The sequence below is a fragment of the Aeromonas sp. 2HA2 genome, from assembly GCF_029237345.1.
In the GTDB taxonomy this organism is placed as follows: domain Bacteria; phylum Pseudomonadota; class Gammaproteobacteria; order Enterobacterales; family Aeromonadaceae; genus Aeromonas; species Aeromonas salmonicida.
The window spans coordinates 48,354-63,724 of record NZ_JAACGB010000002.1 but is presented as its reverse complement, the minus strand read 5'-3'; the positions used below and the strand labels follow the sequence as shown (position 1 = coordinate 63,724).

At 59.2% G+C, this 15,371-nt stretch carries 14 protein-coding genes; 3 read left to right on the top strand and 11 right to left on the bottom strand.

What is annotated here, in order from left to right; all coding sequences use genetic code 11:
* Nucleotides 1–5 precede the first annotated feature (5 nt).
* From coaE to yacG, 3 genes are read left to right on the top strand one after another with little or no spacing between them, the layout of a single operon-like run.
* On the top strand, nucleotides 6–620 hold the full coding sequence (coaE, locus tag GWQ29_RS03650; protein WP_275918770.1) for a dephospho-CoA kinase: 615 nt from the start codon (nucleotides 6–8) through the stop codon (nucleotides 618–620).
* A gap of 37 nt (nucleotides 621–657) precedes the next feature.
* The gene (zapD, locus tag GWQ29_RS03645; protein ID WP_162626251.1) at nucleotides 658–1,380 is read left to right on the top strand and encodes a cell division protein ZapD; all 723 of its coding nucleotides are present in this window, start codon (nucleotides 658–660) and stop codon (nucleotides 1,378–1,380) included.
* Nucleotides 1,381–1,389: 9 nt separating this feature from the next.
* The gene (yacG, locus tag GWQ29_RS03640) at nucleotides 1,390–1,584 is read left to right on the top strand and encodes a DNA gyrase inhibitor YacG (protein WP_005314167.1); all 195 of its coding nucleotides are present in this window, start codon (nucleotides 1,390–1,392) and stop codon (nucleotides 1,582–1,584) included.
* Between the two features lie 77 nt (nucleotides 1,585–1,661).
* Here yacG and mutT read toward each other — a convergent pair whose 3' ends face one another.
* The 11 genes from mutT to murD all read right to left on the bottom strand — a co-directional run bounded on the left by mutT (nucleotide 1,662) and on the right by murD (nucleotide 15,369).
* Entirely contained in the window at nucleotides 1,662–2,069 is a 408-nt protein-coding gene (mutT, locus tag GWQ29_RS03635) for an 8-oxo-dGTP diphosphatase MutT (RefSeq protein ID WP_099994491.1), read from the bottom strand.
* A 166-nt stretch (nucleotides 2,070–2,235) separates the two neighbouring features.
* The gene (secA, locus tag GWQ29_RS03630; protein ID WP_021140335.1) at nucleotides 2,236–4,956 is read right to left on the bottom strand and encodes a preprotein translocase subunit SecA; all 2,721 of its coding nucleotides are present in this window, start codon (nucleotides 4,954–4,956) and stop codon (nucleotides 2,236–2,238) included.
* Nucleotides 4,957–5,015: 59 nt separating this feature from the next.
* Nucleotides 5,016–5,921, bottom strand: coding sequence for a M23 family metallopeptidase (locus GWQ29_RS03625; RefSeq protein WP_021140334.1), 906 nt, complete (start codon nucleotides 5,919–5,921; stop codon nucleotides 5,016–5,018).
* Between the two features lie 143 nt (nucleotides 5,922–6,064).
* Nucleotides 6,065–6,988, bottom strand: a complete 924-nt coding sequence (lpxC, locus tag GWQ29_RS03620) for a UDP-3-O-acyl-N-acetylglucosamine deacetylase (RefSeq protein ID WP_017412296.1) — start codon at nucleotides 6,986–6,988, stop codon at nucleotides 6,065–6,067.
* Nucleotides 6,989–7,089: 101 nt separating this feature from the next.
* Complete coding sequence (gene ftsZ, locus GWQ29_RS03615) at nucleotides 7,090–8,241, bottom strand: cell division protein FtsZ (protein ID WP_005305686.1); 1,152 nt, start codon at nucleotides 8,239–8,241, stop codon at nucleotides 7,090–7,092.
* Between the two features lie 40 nt (nucleotides 8,242–8,281).
* Complete coding sequence (gene ftsA, locus GWQ29_RS03610; RefSeq protein WP_005314183.1) at nucleotides 8,282–9,541, bottom strand: cell division protein FtsA; 1,260 nt, start codon at nucleotides 9,539–9,541, stop codon at nucleotides 8,282–8,284.
* Entirely contained in the window at nucleotides 9,522–10,274 is a 753-nt protein-coding gene (locus tag GWQ29_RS03605; RefSeq protein ID WP_166541517.1) for a cell division protein FtsQ/DivIB, read from the bottom strand. Before GWQ29_RS03605 ends, ftsA begins: the two co-directional genes overlap by 20 nt.
* Before the next feature lie 97 nt (nucleotides 10,275–10,371).
* Nucleotides 10,372–11,826 (bottom strand): UDP-N-acetylmuramate--L-alanine ligase, encoded by a 1,455-nt coding sequence (gene murC, locus GWQ29_RS03600; protein ID WP_219614712.1) that lies wholly within the window; start codon nucleotides 11,824–11,826, stop codon nucleotides 10,372–10,374.
* Complete coding sequence (gene murG / locus GWQ29_RS03595) at nucleotides 11,823–12,908, bottom strand: undecaprenyldiphospho-muramoylpentapeptide beta-N-acetylglucosaminyltransferase (protein ID WP_275918769.1); 1,086 nt, start codon at nucleotides 12,906–12,908, stop codon at nucleotides 11,823–11,825. The genes murC and murG overlap by 4 nt, the downstream gene beginning before the upstream one ends.
* Nucleotides 12,905–14,089, bottom strand: a complete 1,185-nt coding sequence (gene ftsW / locus GWQ29_RS03590) for a cell division protein FtsW (protein WP_005314192.1) — start codon at nucleotides 14,087–14,089, stop codon at nucleotides 12,905–12,907. The genes murG and ftsW overlap by 4 nt, the downstream gene beginning before the upstream one ends.
* The gene (murD, locus tag GWQ29_RS03585; protein ID WP_275918768.1) at nucleotides 14,086–15,369 is read right to left on the bottom strand and encodes a UDP-N-acetylmuramoyl-L-alanine--D-glutamate ligase; all 1,284 of its coding nucleotides are present in this window, start codon (nucleotides 15,367–15,369) and stop codon (nucleotides 14,086–14,088) included. Before murD ends, ftsW begins: the two co-directional genes overlap by 4 nt.
* Nucleotides 15,370–15,371 lie beyond the last annotated feature (2 nt).

The following is a 15,371-nucleotide window of genomic DNA, read 5'->3' as shown; positions in this document are numbered from 1 at the left end:
GACCCATGTATATCGTTGCAATCACAGGTGGTATTGGCAGCGGCAAAACCACCATTGCCAACCAGTTTGCCGAGCTTGGCATAGACATAGTGGATGCGGACGTCATCGCTCGCGAAGTCGTGGAGCCCGGCACACCGGCCCTAGCCGCCATCGTCGCCCAGTTTGGCCCCGAGATGCTGGATCCGCAGGGGCAGCTCGATCGGCGCCGCCTGCGGGAGCGGGTATTCAGCGATCCTGACGCCAAGGCCTGGCTCAATGGCCTGCTCCATCCGCTGATCCGCCAGGAGATGCTGCGCCAGTGCGCCAACGCACGCTCGCCCTATTGCCTGCTGGTGGTGCCGCTGCTGATCGAGAACAGACTGACCCAGCTGGCCAACCGGGTGCTGGTGATCGATGTGGATGAGGCAACCCAGATTGAGCGGACCTGCCGCCGGGATGGCGTTAGCCGGGCGCAAGCAGAGGCCATTCTCGCTGCACAGGCAAGCCGTGCCGAGCGGCTCGCGGCAGCCGATGACGTGCTGGACAACCAAAATGACGCAGCCGAGACCATAAAGCGCCGGATTTTAGCGCTGCACGAGACATATATGGCATTTGCCTCTCAACAAGCCAGTCAAGTGTGAGTACACTAGGCCGGTTTATGGCTGGCCAGGATTAGGCATGATTTACGATTTTCCCCTCAATGAAAAAAGCCGGACCTATCTTCGTCTGGAGTCTCTCTTTTCCCAGATCCGCGACAATCTGGACAGTGACCAGTCCTGGGCACACATCGCCTTTTTCAAGGGGCTGTTCGATCTGCAAGAATTGCTGGAGCGCGGAGACCTGCGAGCCGATCTCATCAAGGATCTGGAGCGTCTCGGCCAGCGTCTGAGCCACTGGGCCAGTCTGCCGGATGTCGATCTGGAACAGATCAAACAGATGCAGCAGGAGAGCACCCAGCTCTCTCGCAACCTGCTCAGTGCCTCACGCCCCGGCGCTCGGCTGAAAGAGGATAGACTGCTCGGCTCCATCCGTCAGCGCTTCTCCATTCCGGGGGGTCTGTGCGCCTTCGATGTACCGCAACTGCACCACTGGCTAGGTACGCCGACGATTGTTCGCAACCAGCAGATGCAACTTTGGCTCAGCGACATCAATCTGCTGATGAATGCCATTACCCTATTGCTGCGGCTATGGCGTGAATCCGGCAACTTCAGTAACGAGCTCGCTACCAATGGTTTCTTCCAGGATACTGCCGAGAATGCGGAACTGATCCGCATCCGCCTGCCCGATGCCCAGCAGTGCTATCCGACGCTGAGCGGCCACAAGAACCGTTTCGCGCTGCGCTTCCTGCCCACTACAGAGCAACAGATTGGCGACGTTCCCTTCCAGCTCGCCTGCTGCTAAGGAGTAACCATGGTCACCAAAGTAAAGTGCCCGACGTGTAAAACCGAATTGGAATGGGGGCCGCAGAGCCCGTTTCGCCCCTTCTGCAGCAAACGCTGCCAGCTGATCGATCTTGGCGAATGGGCTGATGAAGAGAAGCGAATCCCGGGCCCCATCAACCCGGACCTGCTGCCTTACCCGGATGAAGGTGAGCAGTGGCAGTGAGCCGCACACAAAAAAGGGCCGACAAGGCCCTTTTTTAATTGCTGTCAAATCCGTAGCAATGACTTAGCCGGGGTCAATCAGATCGCCAGAGAGGCTTGCAGCCGCCCCACGATAGGACCGTTGGCATCCGGGAACTGGTATTCATGCAGTGATGCCAGCGGCACCCACAGGCACTCCTGCCCCTCCTTGCCAAACGGCTCACCGCTAAAGCGGGTTACCTTCCAGATATCCAGCAACACCTGCTTCTCGGGGTAGTCATGATGCAGCTCCATGAAGGGAGCGCAATCCAGCACCCGGATACCGATCTCTTCCCACAACTCCCTGTCCAGCGCGGTGAGCAGGTCTTCCCCCGCCTCTACCTTGCCACCCGGGAACTCCCAGCGATCGCCCTGATGGCGGTCTGAAGAGCGCTTGGCGATGAAGATATCGCCCTGCTCATTCTCGATGACGCCAACCGCCACCCAGATCCGTTTTTTCTGTTCCATCTTGTTACCCCTGCGCCCTCGGCTTGATCGGACCACTCGATGATGCCCGGTATCCAATGACACTTCGCCCATCGAACCTGCAAACCGAGGCTAGCGCCTCATCGTCTTCACCTGTTTCATAAAAACAAGGCGGGCACCGGGCCCGCCTTGTCATCGCCCGATCCAATCAGGTCAACTGACCGTGGCAATGCTTGTATTTTTTGCCGGAGCCGCAGGGGCAGGGATCGTTGCGACCGATCTTCTGCTCATCCCGCACGAAGGTGGTGTGACCCTCTTCGGCAGCAGCCTCTTCATCGGCCAACTGGCTCTCTGCGGTGGCATGGGTGTAAGTGCGGGGAGCTGCTTCGGACTGCTGGCGCTGCTGCTCTTCCAGGGCTTCCACGTCACGCTCCTGCACCTGAACACGGCTCAGTATGCTGACCACGTCGCGCTTGAGGGTTTCCAGCATCTGGGTGAACAGATCGAAAGACTCGCGCTTGTACTCCTGCTTGGGGTTCTTCTGGGCGTAGCCGCGCAGATGGATGCCCTGACGCAGGTGATCCATGGCCGCCAGATGCTCCTTCCACAAGCCATCCAGGGTTTGCAGCATCACCGCCTTCTCGAAGTTGCGCAGCACCTCGACACCGACCAGTTCCTGCTTGTGGGCATAGAGTTTGGTGGCTTCGTCCAGAATGCGCTCGCGCAGCTTCTCTTCATACAGCTTGTCATCTTCCGCCAGCCACTGCTGCAATGGCAGATCCAGCCCGAAATCGGCTTTCAGACGCGCTTCCAGACCCGGTACATCCCACATCTCTTCCAGAGACTGGGGCGGAATGTATTCGTCGATCACGGCGCCATAGACATCGTCACGGATGACGTGAATGGTCTCGGAGATGTCGTTGGTATCCAGCAGCTCGTTGCGCTGCTCATAGACCACCTTGCGCTGGTCGTTGGCCACGTCATCAAACTCAAGCAAGCTCTTGCGGATGTCGAAGTTGCGGCCTTCCACCTTGCGCTGGGCATTTTCGATGGCCTTGGTTACCCAGGGGTGCTCGATGGCCTCGCCCTCTTCCATGCCCAGCTTCTTCATCATGCCGGTCACGCGATCGGAGGCGAAGATCCGCATCAGGGTATCTTCCATGGAGAGATAGAAACGGGAGGAGCCCGGGTCACCCTGACGACCGGAACGGCCGCGCAGCTGGTTGTCGATACGACGGGATTCGTGACGCTCGGTACCGATAATGTGCAGACCACCTGCGGCCAGCACTTCATCGTGACGCACCTGCCAGGCCGCTTTCAGCTCGGCGATTTGCTCGTCGGTCGGGTTATCCAGCTGGGCAATCTCGGCCTGCCAGTTGCCACCCAATACTATGTCGGTACCACGACCGGCCATATTGGTGGCGATAGTAACAGCGCCAAGCTGACCAGCCTGAGCCACGATCTCCGCTTCCATGGCGTGGAACTTGGCGTTCAGTACCTTGTGCGGAATATTCTCCTTGGTCAGGATGCCGGAGAGCAGCTCGGAGTTTTCGATGGAGACAGTACCCACCAGCACCGGCTGACCACGGGAGACGCAACCGCGAATGTCTTCGACGATGGCGGCATATTTCTCCTGGGCGGTCAGATAGACCAGATCGCCCATGTCTTTACGCACCATCGGCTTGTTGGTCGGGATAACCACTGTATCCAGGCCGTAAATCTGCTGGAATTCAAAGGCTTCGGTATCCGCCGTGCCCGTCATGCCCGCCAGCTTGTCATAGAGACGGAAGTAGTTCTGGAAGGTGATGGAGGCCAGAGTCTGGTTCTCGTTCTGGATCTTGACCCCTTCCTTCGCCTCGACGGCCTGGTGCAGGCCATCAGACCAGCGACGACCCGGCATGGTACGGCCGGTGTGTTCGTCGACGATGACGATCTCGTCTTTTTGCACTATGTAGTCGACGTTGCGCTCAAACAGAGTGTGGGCACGCAGACCGGCGTTGACGTGGTGCAGCAGGCTGATGTTGGTCGCGGAGAACAGAGAGTCCTCTTCGGCCAGTAGCCCTTCTCGCTTGAGCAGCTCTTCCACGAAAATCTGACCATTTTCGGTCAGCAGGGCCTGACGGTTCTTCTCGTCTACCGTGTAGTGACCTTCGCCTGTGTACTCTTCGGTATCTTCCTTGTCCTGCTTGATCAGTTGCGGGATCAGCTTGTTGACCTGGATGTAGAGGGCGGAGCTGTCTTCGGCCGGGCCTGAGATAATCAGCGGGGTACGGGCTTCATCGATGAGCACGGAGTCGACCTCATCCACCAGCGCATAGTTGAGCGGACGCTGGACACGCTGCTCTGGCGAGAACGCCATGTTGTCACGCAGGTAATCAAAACCGAATTCGTTGTTGGTACCGTAGGTAATATCTGCAGCATAAGCGTCACGCTTCTGGGACGCATCCATGCCAGGCACGTTGCAATCGACCGTCATGCCGAGGAAGGTGAACAGGGGGCGGTTAGCCTCGGCATCACGCTTGGCCAGATAGTCGTTCACCGTCACCACGTGCACACCACGACCGCTCAGGGCATTCAGATAAGCCGGCAAGGTAGCAGTCAGCGTCTTGCCCTCACCGGTTTTCATCTCAGCGATGCGGTTGGAGTCAAGCACCATGCCGCCGATCAGCTGGACGTCGAAGTGACGCATGCCAAACACCCGCTTGGAGGCCTCACGCACGGTCGCGAACGCTTCCGGCAGCAACTGATCCAGCGTCTCACCCTGCTCCAGACGCTGACGATATTCAGCTGTCTTGGCCTGCAACTCGCTATCGGACAAAGCCTCGAACTGAGGCTCCATCGCATTGATCTGTTTTACAATTTTGCGCAAAGCCTTGAGCGTTCTGTCGTTCCGGCTGCCGATAATCTTGGTAAGCAGTGTGCTAATCATGGGTACCAACTATTTCTGGTTATATAAGTGTTCCGTCACTGGAACCTGGAGAAAAAAACCTAACCCCGTCTGGCGTTGAGAAAGCGTGCGGGGTTGACCTGACGACCGTCTTTCAATACTTCGTAATGCAAATGGACCCCGGTCGCGCGACCGGTGCGTCCCATCAAGGCAATCTTCTGACCCTGATCGACTAGCGTGCCCACTTCAACCAGCAACTTGGAGTTGTGGGCATAGCGGGTCACCAAACCATTGCCATGGTTCACTTCCACCATGTTGCCAAATTCCGGATGGCGGCCTGCCCAGCTGATGATGCCCGGGCCCGTCGCCAAAATAGGGGTACCGGGCTTGCCACGGAAATCGACCCCTTTATGCATCTTGGCGCGACCGTTGAACGGGTCGACCCGACCACCAAAGCCTGACGAGATCCAGACCCGCTCCTGTTTGACAGGCGAGCCTGAAATAAAACCGGCATCGGCTATATGGTGATTCATGATGAAAGATTCAAGTACCGACAGCTGCTCTTCACGACTGCTGAGCTGCTGGCTGAGATGCTTCATGGAATCCTGCAATTCATTCAGGTTGACTTCCAGATCCACATCATAGGAAGGACCGCCCATAGGGGGCAGTTCCTTGAAATTGAACTCCTCGGGATCGAGGTCTGCCTGCTCGGTCAAGCGTTCACCGAGCGCATTGATACGACCCAACTGCCCCTGCATGGTGCCCACCTGGGCGGCCAGCATGGCAAGTTGTTCGCGGGCTTCATCTGCCCCTTGAGTGGATGTCTGTTGTTCGGCCATGGCCAGCGCCACTTCGAGCGCATCCATTTTCTGGTGCCAGCTCTGCCAGAGCCAGCCGCCACCCAGGGCCAATACAGAGAAGAGGATTCCGCCGACCCAGGCCAGACGTTGTTTGGGCAAATGCAACTTGCGTCGCTGCTTGCCGTTGAGGATCAGGGTAATGCTCATAGAAATCTGTCTGCTCGGTCAGGTGAGGCCAGGAGCCTGCACGGGAAATAAAACCGGGAGATAATCGGTATCGGTATCAGGATGGAAAAATGAATGACAGGACGTCGGTGCGGAGAGATGACCGACGTCCTGTTGCACAGCTATCAGGCCAGAACCAGACCGTTATCGTAGTAAGCGATAGGCGCTTTGGCACCCTCACCCTCGAAGGTCACCAGTTCCCAGGCCTCCTGTTTGGCCAGCAAGGCACGCAGCAGCTTGTTGTTCAGAGCATGGCCGGTCTTGTAGGCACGGAATTCGCCGATGATGCTGCGGTTACACATATAAAGGTCACCGATAGCATCCAACATCTTGTGTTTGACGAATTCATCTTCATAACGCAAGCCATCTTCGTTCAGTACCCGGTAGTCATCCAGCACAACGGCATTTTCCAGGCTTCCGCCCAATGCCAGGTTCTGGGAACGCAGGTACTCGATGTCACGCATGAAGCCAAAAGTACGGGCACGACTGATCTCTTTCACGAAAGAAGCACCGGAGAAGTCCAGCACGCAACGCTGATTGCGTCCTTCAAATACCGGATGCTGGAAATCGATCTCGAGATCCATTTTGAAGCCGTTGCGATAGGGGTGGAATTCCGCCCACTTGTCGCCGTCTTCAACCCGGATGCTCTGCTTGATCCGCACGAACTGCTTGGCAGCATTTTGCTCGCGGATACCGACTTCTTGCAGCAGGTAGATAAAGGGGTGCGCACTGCCGTCCATCACCGGGATCTCGGGTGCGTCAACCTCCACATAGAGGTTGTCTATCCCCATCCCGGCCAGCGCGGCAGAGAGGTGCTCAATGGTAGAGACACGGACACCGGCTTCGTTGACCAAAGCGGTACAAAGCACGGTATCGCGCACCTGATCGGCATTGGCTGGCAGCGCTACCACAGGATCAAGATCGGTACGCAAGTAAACGATCCCTGTGTTAACAGGCGCCGGACGGAACGTCATTGTGACTTTCCGGCCCGAATGCAGGCCAACACCAGTGGCCTGGACACTCGTTTTCAAGGTTCTTTGTCTAATCATGGGCGTATCCGCTTAACAGCTCATATTCCGGACCAGATGGTCGTTGGCAGGCCATCTTAGCACATTACTTAAGCAACAAACAAACTAGTGCCATTAGAGGCTTAGTCAGCTTGCTTGCGCAGGAACGCAGGAATATCGAGATAATCCGGTTCACGACGAGCTTGCGGCTCGGCGTTGACCACCTTGGCCGGAGCCTCTTCCATCACGCGAGACTGCAGGGCTTCGCTGATCAGGGGCTGACGGGCCGGACGCTCTTGTACCATGTTGTTTTTGACCAGCGTGATGTCGGGCTTGCGCTCGGCACCGATACCGGTAGCCACAACGGTCACACGCAGTTCGTCGTGCATTTCCGGGTCGATTACGGTACCCACCACCACAGTGGCGTTCTCGGAAGCGAAGGCCTTGACCGCGTTACCCACGGTTTCGAACTCTTCGATGGTCATGTCCATGCCGGCGGTGATGTTGACCAGGATGCCACGGGCACCGGCCAGATCCACGTCTTCCAGCAGCGGGCTGGAGATGGCTTTCTCGGCCGCTTCTTCGGCACGGTCATCACCGGAGGCGGAACCGGTACCCATCATGGCGGTACCCATTTCACGCATCACGGTACGCACGTCCGCGAAGTCGACGTTGATCAGGCCCGGACGGGTGATCAGCTCGGCTATACCCTGTACCGCACCCAGCAGTACATCGTTGGCTGCCTTGAAGGCGTCCAGCAGGGAGATGCCACGACCCAGCACCTTCAGCAACTTGTCGTTGGGGATGGTGATCAGGGAGTCGACGTTCTTGGACAGCTCTTCGATGCCGTGGGCGGCGAAGCCCATCCGTTTTTTCCCTTCGAAGGAGAACGGCTTGGTTACGACAGCAACTGTCAGTATACCCATCTCGCGGGCCACTTCGGCCACGATCGGTGCAGCACCGGTACCGGTACCACCACCCATGCCGGCGGCGATGAACACCATGTCGGAACCGGTCAGCAGCTCACGCAGCGCTTCCCTGTCTTCCATGGCCGCATCACGACCCACTTCCGGATTGGCTCCGGCACCCAGACCCTTGGTGATGCCACCACCGATCTGCAGAGTTGTGTTGGCGCTGGAGTTACGCAGAGCCTGGGCGTCGGTGTTGACGGTAATGAATTCGACACCTTCGATGTTTTGACGAACCATGTGCTCGACTGCGTTACCGCCGCCGCCACCCACACCAATCACTTTAATGACGGCTTCGTCAGTGTGGCTATCCATAAATTCAAACATGTTGTCTCTCCGCTTTATTTGCCTGACTCAGCAAAATCTTTTAGAACTCGCCACGCAACCAGTTGCTGACCCGTTTGACCAGCCCACCTACGCTTGCCTTGGCGGCATATTCCTTGCTACTGCCTGAAGATTGATGGGTGCGGCCGTACTGCAGCAACCCGACCGCGGTCGAGTACACAGGCGCCTGCACATAATCACTCAATCCCCGTATATTCATGGGCTCTCCCACCCGGACCTGGCTTTGGAAGATCTGCTCTGCGCACTCCACAATGCCTTCGATCTGGGCAGCGCCGCCGGTCAAGACCACACCGGCTGCCAGCTGATGCTTGACCCCCTGCGCTTTCAACTCGCTTTGTACCCGCACCAGCTCATCATTCACCATGGAGAGCAACTCGGTGTAACGGGGTTCAATCACTTCAGCCAGTGTCTGCCGTTGCAGGCTACGCGCCGGACGACCGCCGACACTGGGTACTTCAATATTGTCTTCCTTGCTGACCAGACGGCCGAGGGCACAGCCATAGCGCACCTTGATCGCTTCTGCGTCAAGCGGCGGTGTGCCGAAGGCGTAGGCGATATCGCTGGTCACTGTGCTGCCGGCGTACGGGATCACCTTGGTGTGGCGCAGGGCACCGCCGGTAAACAGCGACATGTCCATGGTACCGCCACCTATGTCCACCACGCAGACACCCAGCTCTTTCTCGTCTTCGGTCAGCACGGCATAGCTGGAAGCCAGCGCGGAGAAGATCAGCTGATCCACTCGCAAGCCGACCTTCTCCACACATTTTTCAATGTTGCGGGCCATGTCGTTGTGGCAGGTGATCAGGTGCACCTTGGCCGCCATCCGCACACCGGACAAACCAACCGGGTTCTTGATCCCTTCCTGGTAGTCGATGGCAAACTCCTGGGGCAGCACATGCAGCACCCGCAGCTCATCGGACAACCGTACCGACTTGGCGGTGTGGATGACGTTGTCCACGTCCTCCTGGGTCACCTCCTCATCGGAGATGGGCACCATGCCGGTTTCGTTGCGGCAATCGATATGCTTGCCGGACAGCCCCAGATACACAGAGCTGATCTGGCAGTCGGCCATCATCTCTGCCTCTTCCACCGCACGACGCAGGGACTTGACCACGGAATCGAGATCGTTGACCCCGCCCTTATCCATGCCACGCGAGGCGTGACTGCCCATGCCGATGACATTGAGCTCACCGTCTGGCAGCACTTCGCCGACCAGAACCGCCACCTTGGTTGTGCCGATATCCAGTCCGACAATCAGATTTCTATCTGCGGTTTTGGTCATTCACTTTCTCTTCGTTCTTCTTCCAGCCAACTGCCATTCCGGTGTCATATCGAAGATCCACATAAGCAACCCGCTCACGGGGTTCGATGACCGGAAAAGCATCGATAAACCGCTGCAGTCGGAGCGCAATATCCGCGCGCCCCAAAAACAGCTGAATGTTGCCATCCAGGGTCAATTCCCAGGCATGGCGGGGAGTCAGATTCACCCCCAGCAACTTGTATCCTCTGGCCGCCAGCTGCGCCTCGTACTGACGGCTGGCTTCCAGCACCTTGGCGGCCTGGTCTTCAGGCCCGGATAGCTGCATCAGGGGGGTCTTCACCCTGTCCGGCGCACTGAACACCTCACCCTTGGTGTTGACGAAGCGGTTGCCATTCCAGCGTGCCGCTACCGCCTGTTCGGTGAGATAGACCTTGATCTTGTTTGGCCACTTCTTGCGTACAGAGACCTGGGCCACCCAAGGCAAGGCGTTCAACCGCGCCTGTAATTCGTTAACGTCCAACTCGAAGAAGTTACGCAGCTCGGCACCATCCAGCACGGCGCTACGCAACTCGTCGGTTTGCAAATACTGGTGTTGCCCCTGCAGCAAGAGCTCGCTCATGGGCAACCGGTTGGCATCCGTCAGCCAACCTTTAACATCCAGCGCAGTCTGGTAGAGACCCCACATGACCAGGATGAAAAATGCCACCCCTGCAATGAAGCCACCCTTGGTGCGCCCTTGTGCACTTGCCTCCACCCGATCTTTCCCCGTTTAACGCGCCACTTTGGCCCTTTGCAGACCGGCTCGCCATTATATAGGCGCCGGCTTGGCGGTCAAAATACTCATTGGGCCCTCAGGCGCCGGATTTCATGCTGTCGATGCTCAATTTCATCTCACCAAGACGACGGGACAAGGCACCTACGTTCCCGGCCCCCTGGGTCAGCACCAGATCCCCCTCGCCAATCAGGTCCGCCAGTATCGCAGGGACATCGTCCGGAGTAGCGGCAAAGATGGGTTCCAGGCTGCCACGGGAACGGATGGAGCGGCACAAGGCTCGACCATCTGCCCCGGGGATTGGCTCTTCGCCGGCGGCATAGACTTCCAGCATCACCAGCACATCCACCTTGGAGAGCACGTCCGAGAAGTCTTCATAGAGATCGCGGGTACGGGTGTAGCGGTGTGGCTGGAACACCATGACCAGGCGCTTGTCCGGCCAACCGGCGCGTGCGGCATTGATGGTCACCTTGACTTCGCTCGGGTGGTGACCGTAGTCATCCACCAGCATGGCCTTGCCACGACCTGTCTCGAATTCACCATATTGCTGGAAGCGGCGTCCTACCCCTTCAAACTTGGCCAGCGCACATATGATGGCATCATCGCCGATCCCGTCTTCGGTAGCGACAGCAATCGCTGCGGCAGCATTGAGCGCATTGTGGATGCCAGGCAGGTTCAAGGTCACTGCCAGCTCGCCTGCATCCTTGCGACGCACCCGGAAACAGCTGCGATTGCTGGTCTGCACGAAGTCCAGTACCTGCACATCGGCGTCGTCGCTCAGACCGTAGGTGATGGTCGGGCGAGCGATCTCGGGCAACATGCCACGGATCACGGGGTCATCCACACACACCACGGCCAGACCGTAAAACGGCAGGTTGTGCAAAAAGTCGATGAAGGTGGCCTTCAGCTTGGAAAAGTCGCCACCGTAGGTTTCCATGTGATCCGCTTCGATGTTGGTCACGATGGAAACCATGGGCTGCAGATGCAGGAAGGAGGCATCGCTCTCGTCCGCTTCTGCAATCAGATAACGGCTGCTGCCCAGACGCGCATTGGTACCGGCGCTGTTGAGCAGACCGCCGATGACGAAGGTCGGATCCCTGTCCGCTTCGGCATAGATGCTCGCCACCAGACTGGTGGTGGTGGTCTTGCCATGCGTCCCCGCTATGGCGATACCATGACGAAAACGCATCAGCTCGGCCAGCATCTCGGCGCGGCGCACCACGGGTATGCGCAACTCGCGGGCAGCCAGCAACTCGGGGTTATCCTGCTTGATGGCGGTAGAAACCACCACCACGCTCGCCTCGCTCACGTGGTCGGCACTGTGCCCCACGAAGATATGGGCACCCAGCGACGCCAGTCGCTCAGTCACCGCATTTCGGGCCAGATCAGAACCGGTCACCTGATACCCTTCGTTGGCAAGCACCTCGGCGATCCCGCCCATACCGGCGCCACCTATGCCGATAAAGTGGATGCGACGCACCCGACGCATTTCAGGGATCATGGTACGCAGTTTTGCCAGTTCAACCTTGGTCATAGTTCTCTCTCATTCTGCCCGGCTGCAAGTCGCTTGCATTCATCGGCAACCCGCTCGGCGGCATCGGTAATGGCAACACGACGGGCGGCCTGGGCCATGTTCAATAGGGTTTCCCTGCGCCCGGCAAGCCAGGAGAGACGCGCGGCCAGCGAGGTCGTTGTCAGCTCGGATTGGGGCAGGAATTCAGCAGCGCCACCATCGACCAGGGTCAGGGCGTTGCGGGTCTGGTGATCATCCACCGCATGGGGCAGTGGCACAAAAATGGCGGCGACGCCGGCAGCGGCCACTTCGGAGACGGTCAGGGCCCCCGCGCGACACACCACCAGATCGGCCCAGGCATAGGCATCGGCCATGTCCTTGATAAACTCGCTCACCTCGGCATTGATGCCGTGCTGGGCATAGGCAGCGGAGACAGACTCGCCATTGCCCTTGCCACACTGATGACGCACTTCAATCGGCACGCCGGCAGCCGCAACCGCCGCTGGCACCTGTTCGTTGAGCACCCGGGCTCCCAGGCTGCCACCGACGATCAGCAGATGCAGCGGCTCTGTGCTGCTGCTTCGCTGCGGATCCGGCAAGGCGACCACTTCGGGTCGAACCGGGTTGCCCACCACAGCAGTGCGACGACTCGGTGCAAATGCCCCCGGGAAGGCCATCAGCACCCGCTTGGCGAGGCGTGCCAACAGTTTGTTGGTGAGGCCGGCCGCCGCATTCTGCTCGTGCAGCAGCAGGGGAATGCCAGACAGCCAGGCCGCCACGCCGCCAGGGCCTGAGGCAAAGCCGCCCATGCCGAGCACAACGTCGGGCCGTATGGTCTTGAGCACGCGGCGAGCCTGCAGCACCGACTTGACGATGCGATAGGGTGCAGCCAGCAGACGCTTGATGCCGTTGCCACGCACTCCCTGAATGTCGATGAAGGAGATGGGATAACCGTGGGCGGGTACCAGCTCGGCCTCCATACGGTCGGCGGTGCCGAGCCAGTGGATGGTCCAGCCCTGGGCCTTGAGGCGATCGGCCACGGCCAGGCCAGGGAACACATGGCCCCCAGTACCGCCTGCCATCACCAGCAGTGTCTTGCTCACGAAACCTCCCGCACGCGCGCCTGGGCACTGGCCTGACGCAACTCAAAATCGATACGAACCAGCATGCTCACCGCCACCATCATGATGATGAGACTGGAACCGCCATAACTGACCAGCGGCAGGGTCAGCCCCTTGGTGGGCATCATGCCGCTGGCGGCGCCGACGTTGACGAAGGTCTGGAAGCTGAACCAGATGCCGATGCCAATGGCCAGATAGCCTTCATACAAGCGCTCGGCAACCAGCGCCTGGTGACCCAGCTTGAGCGCCTTGAACGAGAGCGCAAAAATGAGAAACAGCGCGCCCAGCACGCCGGCATAACCCAGCTCTTCACCCAGGATCGCAAACACGAAGTCGGTGTGGGCCTCCGGCAGGTATTCCATCTTCTGGATGGAGTTGCCAAGCCCCTCACCAAACCAGCTGCCACGACCAAACGCCATCAACGACTGGGTCAGCTGGTAACCGCTGCCGAACGGATCGGCCCAGGGGTCAAGGAAGGAGGTCACCCGCCGCATCCGGTACGGCTCGGCGATAACCAGAGTCACCACGGCGCTCACCCCCACCAGGATAAGGCCGATGAACTGGCCCAGGCGCGCCCCTGCGAGGAACAACATGCCCAGAGAGGTGACAAACATCACGACCACAGAACCCAGATCAGGCTGGGCCAGCAGCAGAATAGCGACCACGAACAGCACGGCCATCGGCTTCATGAAGCCGATGAAGCGCTCGCGCACCTCGCTCTGGCGGCGCACCAGGTAGCCCGCCAGATAGACAAACAGCGCCAGCTTGCCAAACTCCGCCGGTTGCAGGTTGAAGGGGCCAAGGGGCAGCCAGCGGATAGAACCGTTGACGCTGCGCCCCACCAGCAACACCAGCACCAGCATCAGGATGGCGAGTACCAGCATGGGGCCGTTGTAATGCTGCCAGCGTGCCATGGGCACTTGCAGCACAAACCAGGAGATGCCAAGGGCCATCACCAGAAACAGGCCGTGACGCTTCACGAACATGAAGGGATCGTTGTTGATGGCGATCCCCTCCGGGATCGAGGCCGAGGCCACTATCACCAGCCCCACCGCCATCAATGCCAGCGCCAGCACCACCAGCTGCCGATCGTAGAGACCCGCAGGGCGCGCCGGTAACAACCAGCGTTGCAGCAATCCTGCGACGGAGCGAAGGGCGCTCATAGTGCCAGCACCATTTTGGTGAAGTGATCACCACGGGCTTCGAACGACTTGAATTGATCCAGACTGGCGCAGGCCGGCGCCAGCAACACCCAGTCACCCGGTCTGGCATCGGCTGCGGCCTTGGCCACGGCGGCATCGAGGTCGGATACCCGCTCGGTCTGCTCACCGAGAGCGAGCAGTATGTCGGCATCCTGACCGAAGCAATACATGTGATCGATCTGGTGGCCAAGCAGTGCCTGCAGCGGACCAAAATCCTGTCCCTTGCCCTGACCACCGGCCAGCAGTAACAGGCGTCCCTTGACCGCTTCCCGCACACCGGCCACGGCAGCCAGAGTGGCGCCCACATTGGTGGCCTTGGAATCGTTGATCCAGCGCACTCCGTTCACCTCCCGCACGAAGCGGGCTCGGTGGGGCAGGCCTTCAAAACGGCGCAGCACGGCGAGTTGCGGCTCGCGGGGAATGCCTACCGCATCGCACAGGGCCATGGCGGCCAGGGCATTCGCCTGATTGTGGGCACCGACGATCTTCATTTCGTCCACGGGGAGCAGCGGCTCACCGTGCAGGGTCAACCAGTGGCGGCCATCCAGCAGGCAGCGGCCATAGCCGTTGCAGTCGAGACCGAAGCTCTGCCATACCTGACCCACGTCGGGCTGGGTCTGGGCATCGTCCCGGTTGACCAGAATGTGTTTGGAATGCTGGTGGATCTCCATCTTGGCGGCGCGGTAATCGGCCATGCCCTGATAACGATCCATATGGTCTTCAGACAGGTTCAGCACCACGGAGGCGGCGGCACGCAGGCTGTGGGTGGTTTCCAGCTGGAAGCTAGAAAGCTCCAGCACGCAGAGATCCATCGGCTGCTTGAGCAGCTCCAGCGCTGGCGTACCTATGTTGCCACCAACGCCAACCTTGAGGCCGGCCTCGGCAATCATCTCGCCGACCAGGGTGGTGACTGTGCTCTTGCCGTTGGAACCCGTGATGGCGATCACCGGCACCTGGGTCTCGCGCACGAACAGCTCGATATCGCCAACGATACTCACCCCGAACTCGGCCGCAGCTTTCAGTTCGGGAGTGGCCAGGGCAATGCCTGGGCTCGCCACTATCATGTGCGCCTGCTTGAGCAGATCGCCATCCAGCCCATGGATCATTTCTACCTCGGCGGGCAGTTGATCCTTGCCAGGTGGATTGGCGCGGGTATCCATCACCAGAGGCGTGACGCCACGGCCGAGGAAGTAGTCGACGCAGGAGAGTCCGGTTTTACCGAGTCCTATGATGATGACCATGG